This is a genomic window from Streptomyces sp. OZ13 (assembly GCF_052068155.1).
Classification (GTDB): Bacteria; Actinomycetota; Actinomycetes; order Streptomycetales; family Streptomycetaceae; genus Streptomyces.
The window spans coordinates 518,923-534,079 of the sequence record NZ_JBQHCZ010000002.1 but is presented as its reverse complement, the minus strand read 5'-3'; the positions used below and the strand labels follow the sequence as shown (position 1 = coordinate 534,079).

18 protein-coding genes are annotated in these 15,157 nt (G+C 71.4%); 10 read left to right on the top strand and 8 right to left on the bottom strand.

Annotated features, from left to right (window positions below):
* Positions 1–72 precede the first annotated feature (72 nt).
* Positions 73–1,581, bottom strand: coding sequence for an alkaline phosphatase D family protein (locus ACTMTU_RS06080; protein ID WP_441262602.1), 1,509 nt, complete (start codon positions 1,579–1,581; stop codon positions 73–75).
* A 218-nt stretch (positions 1,582–1,799) separates the two neighbouring features.
* Positions 1,800–2,630 carry an SDR family NAD(P)-dependent oxidoreductase gene (locus tag ACTMTU_RS06075; RefSeq protein WP_441262410.1) on the bottom strand — a complete coding sequence of 277 codons (831 nt, stop codon included), beginning with the start codon at positions 2,628–2,630 and terminating at the stop codon, positions 1,800–1,802.
* Between the two features lie 222 nt (positions 2,631–2,852).
* Between ACTMTU_RS06075 and ACTMTU_RS06070 the strand changes: the two genes are divergently transcribed.
* The 4 genes from ACTMTU_RS06070 to ACTMTU_RS06055 all read left to right on the top strand — a co-directional run bounded on the left by ACTMTU_RS06070 (position 2,853) and on the right by ACTMTU_RS06055 (position 5,388).
* Positions 2,853–3,098 (top strand): hypothetical protein, encoded by a 246-nt coding sequence (locus ACTMTU_RS06070; RefSeq protein ID WP_441262409.1) that lies wholly within the window; start codon positions 2,853–2,855, stop codon positions 3,096–3,098.
* Complete coding sequence (locus tag ACTMTU_RS06065; protein ID WP_441262408.1) at positions 3,074–3,703, top strand: EamA family transporter; 630 nt, start codon at positions 3,074–3,076, stop codon at positions 3,701–3,703. The genes ACTMTU_RS06070 and ACTMTU_RS06065 overlap by 25 nt, the downstream gene beginning before the upstream one ends.
* Positions 3,704–3,832: 129 nt before the next feature.
* Positions 3,833–4,912: an NAD(P)H-dependent amine dehydrogenase family protein gene (locus tag ACTMTU_RS06060; protein ID WP_441262407.1), complete on the top strand. Its 1,080-nt coding sequence runs from the start codon at positions 3,833–3,835 to the stop codon at positions 4,910–4,912.
* Positions 4,909–5,388 (top strand): carboxymuconolactone decarboxylase family protein, encoded by a 480-nt coding sequence (locus tag ACTMTU_RS06055; protein WP_441262406.1) that lies wholly within the window; start codon positions 4,909–4,911, stop codon positions 5,386–5,388. The genes ACTMTU_RS06060 and ACTMTU_RS06055 overlap by 4 nt, the downstream gene beginning before the upstream one ends.
* A 37-nt stretch (positions 5,389–5,425) precedes the next feature.
* Here ACTMTU_RS06055 and ACTMTU_RS06050 read toward each other — a convergent pair whose 3' ends face one another.
* Positions 5,426–7,081 carry a GMC oxidoreductase gene (locus ACTMTU_RS06050; protein WP_441262405.1) on the bottom strand — a complete coding sequence of 552 codons (1,656 nt, stop codon included), beginning with the start codon at positions 7,079–7,081 and terminating at the stop codon, positions 5,426–5,428.
* A gap of 105 nt (positions 7,082–7,186) precedes the next feature.
* Positions 7,187–8,512, bottom strand: coding sequence for an SGNH/GDSL hydrolase family protein (locus tag ACTMTU_RS06045; protein WP_441262404.1), 1,326 nt, complete (start codon positions 8,510–8,512; stop codon positions 7,187–7,189).
* Between the two features lie 250 nt (positions 8,513–8,762).
* On the opposite strand from ACTMTU_RS06045, the gene ACTMTU_RS06040 reads away from it, so the two are divergent.
* Positions 8,763–8,987: a hypothetical protein gene (locus ACTMTU_RS06040; RefSeq protein WP_441262403.1), complete on the top strand. Its 225-nt coding sequence runs from the start codon at positions 8,763–8,765 to the stop codon at positions 8,985–8,987.
* Between the two features lie 101 nt (positions 8,988–9,088).
* On the opposite strand, the gene ACTMTU_RS06035 is transcribed toward ACTMTU_RS06040, so the two are convergent.
* Positions 9,089–10,315, bottom strand: coding sequence for a PP2C family protein-serine/threonine phosphatase (locus ACTMTU_RS06035; protein WP_441262601.1), 1,227 nt, complete (start codon positions 10,313–10,315; stop codon positions 9,089–9,091).
* A gap of 255 nt (positions 10,316–10,570) precedes the next feature.
* Between ACTMTU_RS06035 and ACTMTU_RS06030 the strand changes: the two genes are divergently transcribed.
* On the top strand, positions 10,571–10,762 hold the full coding sequence (locus ACTMTU_RS06030; RefSeq protein WP_441262402.1) for a DUF2795 domain-containing protein: 192 nt from the start codon (positions 10,571–10,573) through the stop codon (positions 10,760–10,762).
* 155 nt (positions 10,763–10,917) lie between these two features.
* Entirely contained in the window at positions 10,918–11,403 is a 486-nt protein-coding gene (locus tag ACTMTU_RS06025; protein ID WP_441262401.1) for an AAA family ATPase, read from the top strand.
* A 118-nt stretch (positions 11,404–11,521) separates the two neighbouring features.
* Here the strand turns inward: ACTMTU_RS06025 and ACTMTU_RS06020 are convergent, their stop codons facing one another.
* The 3 genes from ACTMTU_RS06020 to ACTMTU_RS06010 all read right to left on the bottom strand — a co-directional run bounded on the left by ACTMTU_RS06020 (position 11,522) and on the right by ACTMTU_RS06010 (position 13,228).
* Complete coding sequence (locus tag ACTMTU_RS06020; RefSeq protein WP_441262613.1) at positions 11,522–11,674, bottom strand: hypothetical protein; 153 nt, start codon at positions 11,672–11,674, stop codon at positions 11,522–11,524.
* A gap of 173 nt (positions 11,675–11,847) precedes the next feature.
* On the bottom strand, positions 11,848–12,048 hold the full coding sequence (locus ACTMTU_RS06015) for a hypothetical protein (protein WP_441262400.1): 201 nt from the start codon (positions 12,046–12,048) through the stop codon (positions 11,848–11,850).
* Between the two features lie 79 nt (positions 12,049–12,127).
* Positions 12,128–13,228 carry a carboxylate-amine ligase gene (locus ACTMTU_RS06010; RefSeq protein ID WP_441262399.1) on the bottom strand — a complete coding sequence of 367 codons (1,101 nt, stop codon included), beginning with the start codon at positions 13,226–13,228 and terminating at the stop codon, positions 12,128–12,130.
* 214 nt (positions 13,229–13,442) lie between these two features.
* Here ACTMTU_RS06010 and ACTMTU_RS06005 point away from each other — a divergent pair, with 214 nt between their 5' ends.
* The 3 genes from ACTMTU_RS06005 to ACTMTU_RS05995 all read left to right on the top strand — a co-directional run bounded on the left by ACTMTU_RS06005 (position 13,443) and on the right by ACTMTU_RS05995 (position 15,101).
* The gene (locus tag ACTMTU_RS06005) at positions 13,443–13,970 is read left to right on the top strand and encodes a hypothetical protein (protein WP_441262398.1); all 528 of its coding nucleotides are present in this window, start codon (positions 13,443–13,445) and stop codon (positions 13,968–13,970) included.
* A 244-nt stretch (positions 13,971–14,214) separates the two neighbouring features.
* The gene (locus ACTMTU_RS06000) at positions 14,215–14,670 is read left to right on the top strand and encodes a DUF6098 family protein (protein ID WP_441262397.1); all 456 of its coding nucleotides are present in this window, start codon (positions 14,215–14,217) and stop codon (positions 14,668–14,670) included.
* 80 nt (positions 14,671–14,750) lie between these two features.
* On the top strand, positions 14,751–15,101 hold the full coding sequence (locus tag ACTMTU_RS05995; protein WP_441262396.1) for a hypothetical protein: 351 nt from the start codon (positions 14,751–14,753) through the stop codon (positions 15,099–15,101).
* Positions 15,102–15,157 lie beyond the last annotated feature (56 nt).

Sequence of the window (15,157 nt, the reverse complement as noted above, 5' to 3'; positions counted from 1 at the left end):
CCCGTCCGGCCCAGACCCTCATACCCGACCGCACCGCGTACCCGGCCAGTCCCGGGTACGCGGTGCCGCTCGTCAGACCTGGACGCCCGGTACGCCGTCCTCGACGACGACGCTGGCGCGGGTGGACACGGGAGCGCCCGGCCGGGTCACGTACGGCAGGACGCGGAAGTCGCTCGTCCAGCGCTCGGGTTCGACACGCACCCGCACGTAGCCCCGCTGGGCGTTGAAGAACTTCATGTGCGGGTTGGCGGCGAGGAACCTGGTGCCCTCGGCCGTCATGTCGGCGCCGTCGCCGCCGCTGGTGACGGACGTCCCCACGAACTCGCTGCCCACGGTCGCCGACCCGGGATCCTCGTAGTCGCGCTTGAGGTCCCAGGCGTAGTTCTGGTGGCGGTCGCCGGTGATGACGACGAGATTGCGCACTCCCCGTCCCTCGGCCTCCGCGAGGAGACGGTTCCGCTCCGCGACGTAGCCGTCCCAGGGGTCCATCCAGACGGTCGTGCCCGGTCCCGGGTCCTGGTCGGTCTGGCCCATCGGCGCCTGGTTGCCCAGCACCTGCCAGCGGGCGGCGGAGCGGCTGAAGCCGTTCAGGACCCAGTCGCGCTGACGGTCGCCGAGGAGGCTGCGGTCAGGGGCGAAGCGGTCGGCGCAGTCGGCGGAGGCGCCGTCGCCGCACGGCTGGTCGTCGCGGTACTGCCGGGTGTCGAGCATCGTGAAGTCGGCGAGCCTGCCGTAGGAGAGCCTGCGGTACATCTGCACGTCGGGGCCCTGCGGCAACTGGGCGCGACGCAGCGGCGCGTGCTCGTACAGGGCCTGGAAGGCGGCCGCCCTGCGCTGCGTGAACGCCCGCGGGTCCTGGTCCTTCTCCGGGATGCCGTCGGCCCAGTTGTTCTCGACCTCGTGGTCGTCGAAGGTCATGATCCACGGGAAGCGGGCGTGTGCCTGCTGGAGCGGCGCCTCGGACTTGTAGAGACCGTACTGGAGGCGGTAGCGGGCGAGGTCGACCGTCTCCGTGTGGAACCTCGGGTCGGTGACCACACCGCGCCTGTTGGACTGGACGCCGTACTCATAGAGGTAGTCGCCGAGGTGGACCACCAGGTCGAGGTCCTCCTGCGCCATGTGCTCGTAGGCGGTGAAGTAGCCGTCCTGCCACGCCTGGCAGGAGGCGAACGCGAACTTCAGGTCCCGGGGGGTGCTCCAGGGCGGCGGGGTGGTCCTGGTGCGGCCGACGGGTGAGACGTACGAGCCGGCACGGAAGCGGTAGTAGTACTCACGGTCCGGCAGGAGCCCGTGTATCTCGGGGTGGACCGAGTGCGCCAGCTCCGGTGTGGCGACGACGCTCCCGCGGCGGACGACCCGCCGGAACCGCTTGTCGTGGGCCAGCTCGTACTGCACGCGGACCGGCCGGTCCGGCATGCCGCCCTTTCCGTCCTGCGCGAACGGCTCCGGGGCCAGTCTCGTCCACAGCACCACACCGTCGGAGCGGGGCTCGCCGGACGCGACGCCGAGGGAGAACGGATCGTCCTTCATGACCGGCGAGGCGAACGCGGAGCCGGAGCCCCACTCGCCGGTGCCGAGCATCAGTGCGGCGGCGCCTGCGCCGCCGAAGCCGAGCAACTGCCGCCGGGATACGGGACGTACGCCCACAAGGTCCTCCTTGGCTGTTCGGTACGAACCGCCGGGAAGTCTTCAGTGGGCCGGTGTCACGCTGCCGCCGCCGTGGTGGCCGGTTCCCCAGAATTACGTGAACACGACACCCATCGGGACCAGGGTCGCCCGCCCTCGGCGCCGGTGGGCTCTCAACGCACGCTGTGCGTCTCCCCGACGAGGCGGTGCGTCAGCTCCATGAGGCGCTTGCGGGCGTCGGCGTCGTAAGCCTGTTCGTCGGCGCGGGAGTCGGTGAAGCGGTCGAAGTAGCGGCCCGTCACGCCGGCCACCTCTGGGTCGGTGACCAGCCGTACGGTCGGCCTGACGCCTTCCTCGACGCCGACGACGGGCGTGAGGCCGTAATCCCGCACCCCTTGGGTGTCCATCAGGTGCGCCGGATGCAGGGCGTTGACGGTGACGCCCGTGCCGGCGAGTTCCCCGGCCAGCTCGAAGGTGGCCATGATCAGCGCGAGCTTGCTGCGGCAGTAGGCGCGCAGCCCCTCGTAGCCCCGCTCCAGCATGATGTCGTCGAAGTCGATGCGCTCCTGTCCGATCGAGGCGACGTTGATCACGCGGGCGGGCGCGGAGGACGTCAGCAGCGGCAGCAGGCCACGGACGAGGGCGTACGGCGCCAGATGGTTGACTGCGAAGCGCAACTCGTGGCCCTGGGCGCTCAGTTCGCGCCGCAGCGGCTCGGAGCCGCCGCCGGCGACGGCGTTGTTCACCAGTGCGTCGAGCCGAGGTTCTTCGGCCAGGATCCGCTCGGCCATCGCCCGCACCTGGCGGAGGTCCGCCAGGTCGGCGAGGTAGGTGCGCACGGTGGTCCCGGGTGCGGTCGCCCGCACGTCGGCCGCCGCCGCGTCGAGGCGTACCCGGTCACGGCCGTGGAGCAGCACGGTGCCGCCGCGGCGCGCGAGGTCGAGCGCGATCCCGCGGCCCAGCCCCTGGGTCGCGCCGGTGATCAGAGTGGTGGGTGGGTTCATGCCGGTCATCCTGGCGGGCCCGCCGAGGAGGCAGGGAGTGTGTGCTGAGCCTGGTGTCACCACCACCAGGCTCAGGCCGGGTCGCGACCGTGTGCGCCGGCGCCTGCCGATCGGCCCCTGGGCCGCCGGACAGGCCTGCCGCGGGCGAGACGTCGACCGGCCGGTGGTACATCCGAGGCGCGGGAACAACATCACGGCGTCCCGGCGGGGCACTGTGAGCGAATGGGTGCACTTCTCGCGCTGGCTTCGGCAGTCTGTTACGGCGTCGTCGACTTCGCCGGCGGTCTGCTGTCGCGCCGGGTCCATTTCGCCGTGGTCACGTTTCTCGGTCAGGTCGGCGGCCTGCTCCTGGCGCTCGTCGCCGCGCTCGTCGTGCCCGCGGACTCGGTCCGGTCGGGCGACATGCTGTGGGCGCGCTGTCCGGTGCCGGCAGCGGAACGGCCATGCTGTTCCTCAACCGGGGCCTGAGCCGTGGGTCGATGAGCGTCGTCGTACCGGTGAGTGCCGTGACGGGTGTGGCTCTTTCCGTTCTGTGCGGGGTGTTGTTCCTGGGAGACCGGCCGACCGCCACCGCTTGGGCGGGCATCTGCGTCACCGTACCGGCGCTGTGGCTGGTCGCCGGTGGCGGCAGGAGCGCGCGGGACGGCCGAGAGCCGACGCGGGCCGGGCACGGGGCGGTGGACGGTCTGATCGCCAGCCTGGGGGTGGCCGTGCAGTACATCGGGCTCGCCCAGGCCGACGCCGTCAGCGGCCTGTGGCCCGTCGTCGCCGGCCGGCTCGCCGCCGTCGCCCTCCTCGTACCGAGCGCGTGGCGGCACGCCGCCGTTTTCCGCCGACCGGCGCGGCTCCAGGTGCGGGCGCTCACGATCGGGGCGGGAGCGGCCCTCGCCCTGATCCTCTACCTCTGGGCGGCGCAGCAGCAGATGCTGGCCGTCGCCGTCGTCCTGGCCTCCCTCTACCCGGCCGTCCCCACGATCCTCGGGCTTGCGCTGCTGGGCGAGAGAGTCAACCGATGGCAGGTGACCGGCCTCGTGAGCGCGACGGCCGCGGCCGTCCTTCTCGCTCTGGGCTGACGGTCGCTTCGTCCCGGGCCGTACGCCGCACGGTCCGACAGGGCCGGCCGGAAGACGACGGGGCGACCGGGCGAATGCCCGCCGTCATGGCTCTAGGAACCTTCAGGCGCCGGAGTTACCCTCCGGCGCATGATTTCCACGGTGGTCTGGGGAACGGGCAACACAGGCCGTGCGGCGATCCGAGCCGTCGCGGCCCACCCGGCGCTGGCACTCACCGCCGTCATCGTCCACAACCCTGCCAAGGTGGGCCGTGACGCGGGTGAACTGGGCGGACTCGGACACCGGCTGGGGATCGCGGCGACCGACGACGTCGAAGCCGTGCTGGCCGCCGGTCCGCGGGCGGTGGTGTACACGGCGACGGGGGACGTCCGCCCCGACGAGGCGCTCGCCGACGTCGTCCGGGCGATCAGGGCCGGGGCCGTCGTCGTCACCCCGGCGATGTACGCCCTCTACGACCCGCGGAACGCCCCCGCGGAGTTACGGGACCCGGTGCTGGCCGCCGTCGAGGCGGGCGGCGGCTCACTGTTCGTCTCCGGCGTCGATCCCGGCTGGGGCAACGACGTACTGCCACTGCTGATCAGCGGGCTCGGCACCACCGTGGACGCGATCCGCTGCCAGGAGATCTTCGACTACTCCACCTACGACCAGCCCGACTCGGTCCGGTATCTGATCGGCATGGGGATGCCGATGGACTACGCGCCGCCGATGCTCGCGCAGACGGTCCCCACCATGGTGTGGGGCGGACAGATACGGCTGATGGCCAGGGCCCTCGGCGTCGAACTCGACGAGATCCGCGAGACCTTGGAACGCTGTCCGCTGGACGCCGCCGTGAGCACCAGGACGATGGGCGAGTTCGGGGCGGGCACCCAGGGCGCGGTGCGTTTCGAGGTGCAGGGAATCGTCGGTGGCGAACCCCGCATCGTCGTCGAGCACATCACCCGCATCCACCCGTCCTGCGCGCCCGGCTGGCCGGCGCCGCCCGACGGCACGGGCGCACACCGGGTGATCATCGAGGGCCGTCCGCGTATCGAGGTCACGGTCGAGGCGAGCGACGAGGACGAGAACCGGTCCGCGGGCGGCAACGCCACCGCGGTGGGCCGGCTGGTGAGCGCAGTCGACTGGCTCGTGGACGCGCCACCGGGCCTCTACGACGCGCTGGACGTCCCGCTGCGCCCGGCGGTCGGCAGACTGGGAAGGAGACGACGATGAACATCGACATCCCCGAGGGCAGGAACCCGATCGAGTACGTATGGGGAGAGATGGTCCCCGGCATCGGCACGGCCGCCTCCGGCTTCTCCCTGGCGGTGTACGCCCACACCACTCTCGGGCTGCGGGAGTTCGAGGCCGCACGGCTGCGGATCGCGCAGATCAACGGCTGCTCCTTCTGCCTGGACTGGCGGACGGAACGCGACGGCCGCACGGTCGAGGACGGCTTCGCCGACGCGGTGACCGGCTGGCGCACCACCGACGCCTTCGACGACCGCACGAGGCTGGCCGCCGAGTACGCGGAGCGGTACGCCACCGACCACCACGGCCTCGACGACGGGTTCTGGAGCCGGATGACGGCGCACTACAGCCAGACCGAGATAGTGGAGCTGAGCATGAGCATCGGCGCGTGGCTGGCGTTCGGCCGGCTCAACCATGTGCTGGGGCTGGACACCATGTGCGTCCTGCCCGGTCACTGAGCCGGCCGAGGCGGGCCGGTCGTACCGGCCGTCGCCGTCACAGGTCCGTGGCGATGATCTTCTCGATGTTGCGTTCGGCGAGCGCAGTGATGGTGACGAACGGGTTGACGCTGGTGTTGCCGGGGATCAGCGAGCCGTCGATGACATAGAGCCCCGGATGGCCGTGGAGGCGGCCGTAGTTGTCCGTCGCCCGGTTCAGTACGGCGCCTCCCAGCGGGTGGTAGGTGAGGTGGTCGCCCCAGATCTTGTACGCGCCGAAGAGGTCGGTGCGGTAGATCGTCCCCTCCTTGGCGTTGATCCTGTCGAAGATCGTCCTGGCGGCGTCGATGGAGGGCTGTTTCCATGCGGTCTGCCAGTCGAGGACGACCCTGCCGGCGGCCGCGTCCCAGGAGAAAGCGGCGCGGTGCGGGTTCCTGGTGATGGACAGGTAGAAGGACGCGTACGTCTCGATGCCGGTGGGCAGGGGCGCGACCTCGGCGAACGCCCCGCCGGCCCGCCAGTTGTCGATGCCCGCGGTGGGCATGGAGGCCTGGAGTCTGCCGGTCGCGTCCCACATGTGGTTGGCGCGGCCGCACATGACGTTGCCGTTGTCGCCCCAGCCCTTTCCGATCTCGCCGTTGAGGCCGGGCAGTACGCCGGTGGCCTTCAGCCGGGTGAGGAGTTTGCCGGTGCCGACGCTGCCGGCCGCGAAGAACACCTTGTCCGCTGTGACGGCCTTGACCGCGGTGACGTCGCCGCCGGTGTTCAGCTGTTCCATGACGACCGTGTAGCCGCCACCGCCGGCCGGTGCGACCGAGGTGACCTTGTGCAGCGGCGAGACGAAGACCCTGCCCGTCGCGGTGGCACGGGCGAGGTAGGTCTTCGGCAGCGATTTCTTGCCGTGGTTGTTGCCGAAGAGGACCTCGCCCGCGAGGGCGGACGCGGGAACGGTGCCCGCCGCCTCCTGCTCCAGGTAGTCCCAGTCGTACACGCCCGGTACCAGGACGAACGGGAAGCCGGAACGCTCGGCGTGCTTCCGCCCGACCCGGGCGTACTGGTAGCAGGCGGCGGACTCCCACCAGCCCTGGTCGACGACGCCGACGCCCAGCGCGGCGTTGGCGCGCGGGTAGTAGACGTCGTACATCTCGTCGGCGTTCACCGACGGCAGGACGGCGGGGAAGTTCTCGCGCCGGGGCGTCACGGCCATGCCGCCGTTCACCAGTGAGCCGCCGCCGACACCGCGGCCCTGGTAGACCGTGATGCCGCCGAACTCCTCCGCGTCGAGGACGCCGGTGTACCGGGGGACGTCCTTGTCGAGCGGGAAGCCGAGGAAACCGCTGAGCGGCTGCTTGGTCCTGGTGCGCAGCCAGAAGGAACGGTGGTCGGGCTTCGTGGTGTTGGCGAAGATCCTGCCGTCCGGTCCCGGGGTGTCCCAGGACATCCCCATCTCGATCATGTGGACGTCGACGCCCGCCCGCGCCAGCCGCAGGGCGGCGACCGAGCCGCCGTATCCGGTGCCGATGACCAGAGCGGAGACGTGTGCCCCGTCGGGGATCGGGGCGGCGGCCGGGGCGGCGAGGGCGGAGGTCGCGCGGGCGGCCGCGGGGCCGTGACCCGTGAGGATGGCGGCCCCCAGAATAGAACTGGTTCCTGCTATGAGCCGGCGGCGCGACGGTCCTCTAACACCGGGACCCGGTAAGGGCACAGAGTTCATGTGATGTTCCTCACTCTCGAGTGAATGGGAACACGTTCTACTGCTGCGCATGCATGAAGTCACGGCATACCTGAAGGTAACTTCCCCGGTGCCGCGGCAACGGCGCTACCGGAACAGGGACGCGGGCACGGCGTCGGCGAGCGCCTGATACCCCGTCGGGTTCAGATGCAGGTGGTCACCGACGTCGAAGGCAGGGAACAACTGCCGGGGCCTGTCCGGATCGCGCGCCACCTTGTCGAAGTCGATCACTCCGTCGAACCGTCCGCCGGTACGGATCCAGTCGTTGACCGCCTGCCGGGAAGCTTCGCGGTGGCCGTCGGGGTCGTCGTAGCCGGCGTTGCCCCCGAAGGGTGTCAGCGTCGCCCCGTACACCCGTATGCCCTGGGCGTGCGCCCGGGTGACGATCTGGCCGTAGGCCGCCGTCAGATCGTCCACGACCTCCTTCTGCGCGGCAGGGGTGGCTGCGGCCGTGCCGATGTCGTTCACCCCCTCGAAGACCACCAGCCACTCCACACCGCTGGACGCCAGGACGTCACGGTCCAGCCGTGCCAGGGCGTTGGGACCGAGACCGTCGTTGAGCACCCGGTTGCCGCCCGCCGCCTGATTGAGGATCGCGGTGTCCGCCGTGCCGCGCCGGGACTGAAGTCGCCGCAGCAGCAGGTCCGGCCAGCGGTTGTTCAGGTTGGTGGTGGACCCGCGGCCGTCGGTCAGCGAGTCGCCGAGCACCACGGCGGCTCCGGCGGCGCGGGGCGACCACACCTCGACACCGCTGAGGAAGTACCAGTGGTCCGTACCGGTCGCCCCGGGCAGCTCCGCTTCCTGTGCGTGATCGCCGGCCTTCAGATACGTGGTGGTCCGGGAGCCGGGGTGCGAGGTGATGGACTCCGACGCCTGCCCGTCGGCCAGATAGAGCGTCACGGTGAGGTTGGAACCGGGCTTCAGATCGAAGTCGAGCGGGTCGGAGACCGCCTGCGCCCCCAACGGGACGGTGACGGAGGAGCGCCCTTCGAAGGTCACCGGTCGCGACGATCCCGGTCGGATGCCGCTGACGCCTGCCCGTCCGTCGACGGGAAGAGCCACGGCGGCGGCGGTGATGGGCAGTGCCGTGCCCCCGAAGGCGTTGGAGAACCGCAGCCGAAGCCGCTGCCCGCCGGTCGACACGTGCACGGTCTGGCGCACGGTGCTGTCGGCCAGCACCAGGCCGGGCCGGGTGAACGGCGCGGGTGGCATGTTGCCCGGCTCCGTCAGCTGCGGCATCGACACCCAGGTGTGCAGCCACTGCCCGGCCGGGTGGTGCTCGCTCGCGGCGGGACGGGCGGGGGTCCCGCCCGGCTGCGGGTGCACGGCCCCGGTCAGCGACGACGTCGCGGTGACGACAGCGGCGACCATCCCGGCCGCCGCCGTGCCGAGGGCGGGTGACATTCGCTTCATGGGTCGCGGGACCTCTCTGGGGAGCACCGGTCCGTCCGGTGACCCGGGAAACCCTGCCAGCGGGTCAGGCGCCCGGGCATCAGACGGGTGTCGGGCATCAAGGGCCCCGCATCCGACTGATGCTCGCCCCGGCCTCACACCCTCCCTGCCACCGGCCCGGACATGCGTCTTCCTCAACGGGGTACACCGAACACACGTGTCAGAAGCAGGAACGGCTCTCCGTCCGGAACGGGAAGGGAGTGCAGCGTCCATGGCCGGAACCGAGAAGTCTCCGCAGAACGACCGGGAACGCCACCAGGACAAGGAACGCAGGGAGGCCGACCGCGGCCCGGGAGCCCACTCGGGACGCGAGCAGCAGCCACAGGAGCGCACGGTTCCTGGGACAGCGAGCGCTACGGAGGGTTACGACTCCCGTGGTACGGGCAGCGGGGAATCCCTGGAGGGGGTACAGAAGGACGACGAAGAGAGCTCTTGACGGGACGCACGGTGCCGCGGCCGTCCTGCCGGCCCCCTCACGTCGAACCGCCCCGATCGAGCCGCCCGTCCGCCGTCCGGTGAGCCGCCCCGTCGGCGGTCTCATTGGTCCGGGAGGGGCACTCCGGCCACCGGGGCGGTACTCGCGGTGGAGAGTCTCTCCGGGCCGAGCCATTCGCACAGCAGGATCGTGGCGTCGTCCTGGAGCCGGTCGCTGTGGTGCTGCCGGAGCGCGCGCATCAGCCGGCGCAGGGTTTCCGGAACCGGCAGGCCGTCGGCGTGGTGACGGATCAGGAAGTCGACGAAGGCGGCGAGTCCGAACTCCACACCGGTCGCCGTGCGTGCTTCCGTGATGCCGTCGGTGTAGAGCACGATGCGGTCGCCCGGCTGCAGATGCTCCCTGCACACCGTGGTCGGCAGGCCCAGGTCGCTGCCCATGGGGTGGGAGGGAGGGCAGTCCAGCAGGCTGCTCCAGCGTCCGCCCCGGATGACGACCGGGGGATGATGTCCCCTGCTCGTCCAGGTGAGGACGCCGGTGGTGGTGTCGAGATCGGCGAGGATCCCGGTGACGTAGCGGTTGTGCCCGAACTGTTCGAGGATCACCTTCTCGATGGCATCCCCCAGTTCGGCGAGCCCGGCTCCCTGGCGGCGGCGGTTACGGCAGGCGCCCACGGCGAGGTTCGCGGTCAGACCGGCCGCTGTGTCGTGCCCCATGGCGTCGAAGACGGACAGGTGGACGACGTTCCCCGCGGCGGCGTAGTCGTAGGCGTCACCGCTGACCTGGTAGGCGGGCTCCATCACGGCTCCGATGGTGACCCGGCCGTCCGCGTAGGTGCGCGGCGGCATCAGCTGCCACTGCATCTCCGCGGCCACGTTCATCGCTCTGCTGCGGCTGAGACGGGCGTGGGAGTCGCTCGTGACCCGGCAGCTGACCACCATCATCGCCACCAGCGAGGCCAGCGCCAGCATGGTCTCCTGGGCGCTCTCGTCGTCGGCCGGCGCGGCGATGTGCAGCACCCCGAGGCGCTCGGTGCCGTCGAGCAACGGGATCCACCAGCCATGTGCGCCGTCCGTGCCGGTCGCGCCGGCCGTGATACTGCCGTACTGGTAGGCCCGCCCGGCCACCGAGCCCTCGACGGGCACCTCCGCCGGGTGCTTCCCCTCGGGCGACCGGCTCTCCGCCGGGAACAGCCGCAGCACATCGCGCTGGAGATCGCCCAGGTAGATCAGGACATCGGTGAGACCGGCGGTGGCCGCGTGCCGGGAGACCAGCTCGGGCAGGTCGTCGAAGGACATCACATGGCTGTCGGCGAGCAACCCCACCAGCATGCGCCGCACGTCCGCGTCCCGGTCGCTCACGTCACCACGCACCCACTTCCATGAGCCGTCGGGAACCGAAGCCCGACCCCGTGCCTGGTCCTTCCACGGTCCCACACCGATCCCGGCGGCAGAGGCGAGGCACGGCCGTCGATCCGCCCACGGGTCGCCCCCTCCGAGTCGCCGGAGCGGCGGACCGCGCTCCATTGGGGTGACTCGAGTGGCATCCGGTGTCCGTCCTCGACAGCCAGGGGTATCCATCGGCGCATGGACGTGAACCCCATCGAAATGCAGAAGGCCCTCGGCGGCGTGAACTACCCCGCGTCGAAGGAAGAGATCGTCGACCAGGCGAGCAAGCGCGGAGCAGGCAAGGACATCATGTCCGCCCTCGACTCCCTGCCGAGCAAGAGGTACGACTCGCCGGCCGCCGTGAGCAAGGAGGTCAGCAAGGAGTCCTGAGGCCACCGTTCCCGGCGGCAGTCCCGCACCGCGGCCGCGCACCGTCCCCACCGGGCGGTGCGCGGCCGCAACAATGCGTACGGCGCGGCCCGCCACGAGCACGGTTTCGCCGGGCAGCCGGACGTCCGGCCGGCGTCGGTGAGAGGCTCGACGAAGTGGACACCAACAGCGCACGACCGGAGATGGCGGTCCTCGTCGGACTGCAGGCGTCGGGGAAGTCGACCTTCTACAGGGAGCGCCTCGCCGAACGCTATGCGCTGGTGAGCAAGGACCTCTTGCCGCGCTCGGCCCGGCGCAAGCAGCAACGGCAGATGCGGCTCATCGAGGACCTCCTCGTGTCCGGGAGCGCGGTGGCCGTCGACAACACCAACCCCTCGCCCGAGGAGTGGACCCCGCTCATCCGTGCGGCCCGTGCGCACGGTGTCCGGGTGACGGCGTACTGGTTCCCCCCGGACATCACCGGGTCCCTGCGACGCAACGCGGCGCGTGAGGGCCGGGCGCGGGTGCCCGACGTCGGCATCCACGCCACGCGCGGCCGCCTGCGCGAGCCGACGACCGCGGACGGCTTCGACGCCGTGGTGGAGGTGCGGTTCGACGGGGAGGGCGGCTTCGTGACGAGGCGGGTCGGGACGCCGGACTGACCGGCCGGTCGCCATTGAACGGCTGCGCCCAGGTGGCGGACCCGCCGCCGTGGGGCGTCAGCCGTCCAGGGTCGTCGCGGTCCTGGGTCGTCGCGGTCCTGGAGGCCGCGGTCCCCGCTCAGCGGTCCAGCTCCTCCTGGATCGGCGTCTTCGACGCGTCACGCAGATGCTCGGACAGCCCCGGCTTGCCGCCCTTGCGCGCCTGTTCGGCCTTCTGGCTCGCGTTGTGTCCGAGGTCCGAGTCCGGATCCGTCCGGACGGAACGCGCCACCGCTCGGGCGGAATACCGCGCAACGCCTTGACGACCTCCTCCGAGGCGCCGGCCCCGCATGCCGCCGACATCAGCTTCTCCTTGTCGGCCGGGAAGTCGACGCCCTTGATCGCTTACAGCACCTCCGGCACGTTGGTGTGCGCCATGGGAAACCTCCTTGCTCACGCGCGCGACTACTCTTCGTAGTCCTCAGGCTTGACCCCGGCATCGTCCAGTGCCTCGCGCATGGTGCTCCCGGACGGCCGGCGTTCCTCCTGTGCCGCATTCCGGCCCTGCTCGGTCTCTGTCGCCGATCCCTCGGCCGCCGCCGATTTCTCCGTGACGACCTCGTCGGTCGCTCGCGTCTTGGGCCGGTTCTCCTCGGGCACGGTCATCGTGGCGCTCCTCCCGTTCGATCGTCGCGTCACCGCGCATGAGTACCCGGAAACCGCGTGTCGAACATGGGATCCGCGGTCACGGTGCCGTGGTCTCGGAGGTGATCAGGTCGATCACCGCCCTGATGCCGCCCTCCGCGAGCGCCCGGCGCTGGCGGTCGGCGGGGGTTCCCTGCTGGAGAAGGCGATGGACGAGCGAAATCACCTCACGGGTGTCGCCGGCGGCGTCCAGCGCGGGCGTGATGTGCTCGATCAGCTGCGCGACGACGTCTCCGGCACTGCGGCGCTCGCCCGTCGCCGTGATCAGGTGACCGCCGAGACCGTAGCGGGCGGCCTGCCAGTTCGCCGCCTGCATCAGTTCCGGAGCGATGACGGGCGCCGGCGTGCCGACCGCCGTCTCGTGGATGGCGGTGACGACCAGCGCGCGCACGATCCCGGCGAACATCACCGCTTCGTCGGCCCGCAACTGCACGTCGGGGCACCGTACTTCCACGGTGGGGAAGCGGTCGGACAGCCGGATCTGCCAGTACAGCTGTCCCTTGTCGGAGATGATCCCGCTGCCGAGCAGCGCCTCGATCCGCTCCCTGTGGTCGGTGAGGTCCCGGAACGCGGGCGGCGGGCCGCTCACGGGCCAGCGGCCGAAGATCAAGGTGCGCCAGCTGGCGAAGCCGGTGTCCTGCCCGTCCCACAGGGGCGAGTTCGCGGACATGGCGACCAGGACGGGCACCCAGCCCCGCAGCCGGTTCAGTACGGCCACGCCGACTTCCGGACTCGGGACCGCCGCATGGATGTGCATGCCGCTGACCAGCTGCTCCGCGACCAGCTGCGGAGCCTGCACCCGCATCGCGCGGTAGCGGGCCTGCTCGGTCACCGGCGCGTTGACCGGGCCTCTCCTCGGCGGTGTCCCGCATGCCGCGAGGCGGCACCCGTGGGCCTCCGCGGCGGCGCCGACCGCGTGGCGCAGGCGCAGCAGGTGGCCGCCTGCCTCCTCGAGCCGGGTGCAGACGGAAGTGGCGACCTCTACCTGCACCTGCAACAGCTCGGACTGCAGTTCGTGCTCCTCGACGAGTGGTTCGAGGCCTGCGGCCGCACGCACCTGTTCGGCCATCGGGACCGGCACCCCCGTCTCCGCGTCGAGCAGCAGGTACTCCTCTTCCACGCCCAAGGTCACCGGCTCCATGGGGGTCAGTGTCGCGGGACGGACGCCGTGATCAGTGGACGACACAGTGGTTTGCCCGAAAGCACGCGCCGAAGCGCGTCCGCGGGGCGAAGCGGTCCCCCGCCCGGTGTGGCCGAAGCCACTGCCTTCCCGTGACCCACGCCATTTCCCCAGGTGACCGGCGGGGATAGCGTTGCCGGGCACATCGCTCCCCAGGACCACATCGGACGCCACAGTGCACGCAGACCTGACCTCGCTCATAGCGGCGACAGCCCAGTGGATGTCGCGCGCCTTCCCCTCGGGAGGTGGCGTGCTGGATTCCGCACTTTCCCACGCGCAGGCGCACCAGGCCGTGACCGTGGCCGCGTCGCTGCGCTATCCCACACCCGTCGACGCGGCTCTGGTCGCCGTCGCCGGGGCGGGAGGGTCCGCCCGGCTGGACTGGATCACCGGCTCCGACGGGGCCGGGCTCGACGACGCCGATGAGTACGCCTGGCGCACCTGGGTCGACGAGGTCGTCGCCAGTTGGGCGGCCTGCCTCCTCGCCAGCCCGGACCTGGCATCGGCGGCGGTGGCCGCGCTCGGCGACGGCGGACACGGCGACGGACCGCCGGCCGGGTTCCGCCGCCTGGTGGATCCCGATGAGCGCGACCGGCGGGCCGGTGCCCTGCTGCGCCACCCGGACCTCCTCGAACCCGTGGCAGAGCTCCACCGGCCGGCCCTTCTGTCCCGCCTGTGCGCGGGCCAGGCGATGATCGCCTGAGCCTGCCCCCTCACCTGGGGGGGAGCCGCCGACCGGTCCCCGCTCCCCCGGCCATCTCCCTCGGCCCCGCCGCACTCGGCACCCGCGCCGGACGGACAGCTCGATGGCGTTCGTCGCGATGATCCGTCACGGTGAAGTTGGGCCGACCGCACGGTCACGGCAGGGCGCCGCCGTTCATCGGGCGACGTGCTCCCGGCCTGTCGCACGCATCCGACGGGCAGTGCCGGGCAAGAATCGAGGGGACATGAGCGAGAACGAGGCAATCCCCACCTTCGGGAGCATCGAGGCGCTGACGGAACTGGTCACGGCCCGGCAGGGACTGTACGTGCGGTGGTCCCGTGGACCCGAGCCGGACCTCGGCTCGGTCTCCAGCACCGACGACCTGACGGGCGCTTCCATGCCGGGCCTGTCCGCCAGCCCGCTGGACGTGGAGTCCTGGTGGGGGGACCGGCCCGTCCGCACATGGGTCGCCCGCCGGCTGTACGACTACTCCCATCTGCCACGGGTCAAGGACGAACGGGCCCGGCCGTGGGTCCTGCACGGCCGGGAAGCGGGCCGCGGTCCGGACAACGAACCGCTTGTCCGCGATGTGGAACCGCTCGGCTGGATCGCCGACGAGGTCATCAGCGAGGCGACAGCCGTGATCGAGCGGCAGCCGGGGCGCTGGGGCCCGCTGGACCGTGACGCGCAGACCCCCTGAGCGGCCGGTGCGCATCACGGCACGCGGAGCGGGCAGCCTCTGACCGGATCGCCACGCGGCGAGCGGCATCGGAGGCGGTGATGGTGTCCCACGCTTTCGAGGACGGCTTTCTGGTCGTGACCCTGCACAGCGCCACCGACGTCGGCCGAAGATCGGCGCTGTCGCAGGAGATCAGCGATCTGGTGCACGCCTACGGGCCGAGTCCGGTCGTCGTCGTGCTCGAGGAGCCGGCCACCGGCGGCGTCACCGTCGGCGCCGTACTGAAGGCCCACCGCATGTGCCACCACCTGGGTGTCCTGATGTCCGTCGCCACGCACAGCGCGCCGGCGCGACGCCTTCTCGAGGCGAACGCCGACACCGGTGGCACCCGGCTCGTCGTCCACGCCCGCACCGACACGGCGATCCTCTCGGCCTTGTCCGCGGCGGCCTGACGGCGACGGCCGCGGGCGGTCGCGACCTTCCGGCGGACGGGGCCGGCTTCACCCGG

Bases quoted from the DNA above. Each gene is read 5' to 3' on its own strand.
- ACTMTU_RS06080 (WP_441262602.1), bottom strand. From the start codon at position 1,581: ATGCTCGGCACCGGCGAGTGGGGCTCCGGCTCCGCGTTCGCCTCGCCG.
- ACTMTU_RS06075 (WP_441262410.1), bottom strand. From the start codon at position 2,630: ATGAACCCACCCACCACTCTGATCACCGGCGCGACCCAGGGGCTGGGC.
- ACTMTU_RS06070 (WP_441262409.1), top strand. From the start codon at position 2,853: ATGGGTGCACTTCTCGCGCTGGCTTCGGCAGTCTGTTACGGCGTCGTC.
- ACTMTU_RS06065 (WP_441262408.1), top strand. From the start codon at position 3,074: ATGCTGTTCCTCAACCGGGGCCTGAGCCGTGGGTCGATGAGCGTCGTC.
- ACTMTU_RS06060 (WP_441262407.1), top strand. From the start codon at position 3,833: ATGATTTCCACGGTGGTCTGGGGAACGGGCAACACAGGCCGTGCGGCG.
- ACTMTU_RS06055 (WP_441262406.1), top strand. From the start codon at position 4,909: ATGAACATCGACATCCCCGAGGGCAGGAACCCGATCGAGTACGTATGG.
- ACTMTU_RS06050 (WP_441262405.1), bottom strand. From the start codon at position 7,081: ATGAACTCTGTGCCCTTACCGGGTCCCGGTGTTAGAGGACCGTCGCGC.
- ACTMTU_RS06045 (WP_441262404.1), bottom strand. From the start codon at position 8,512: ATGAAGCGAATGTCACCCGCCCTCGGCACGGCGGCGGCCGGGATGGTC.
- ACTMTU_RS06040 (WP_441262403.1), top strand. From the start codon at position 8,763: ATGGCCGGAACCGAGAAGTCTCCGCAGAACGACCGGGAACGCCACCAG.
- ACTMTU_RS06035 (WP_441262601.1), bottom strand. From the start codon at position 10,315: ATGCTGGTGGGGTTGCTCGCCGACAGCCATGTGATGTCCTTCGACGAC.
- ACTMTU_RS06030 (WP_441262402.1), top strand. From the start codon at position 10,571: ATGGACGTGAACCCCATCGAAATGCAGAAGGCCCTCGGCGGCGTGAAC.
- ACTMTU_RS06015 (WP_441262400.1), bottom strand. From the start codon at position 12,048: ATGACCGTGCCCGAGGAGAACCGGCCCAAGACGCGAGCGACCGACGAG.
- ACTMTU_RS06010 (WP_441262399.1), bottom strand. From the start codon at position 13,228: ATGGAGCCGGTGACCTTGGGCGTGGAAGAGGAGTACCTGCTGCTCGAC.
- ACTMTU_RS06000 (WP_441262397.1), top strand. From the start codon at position 14,215: ATGAGCGAGAACGAGGCAATCCCCACCTTCGGGAGCATCGAGGCGCTG.
- ACTMTU_RS05995 (WP_441262396.1), top strand. From the start codon at position 14,751: ATGGTGTCCCACGCTTTCGAGGACGGCTTTCTGGTCGTGACCCTGCAC.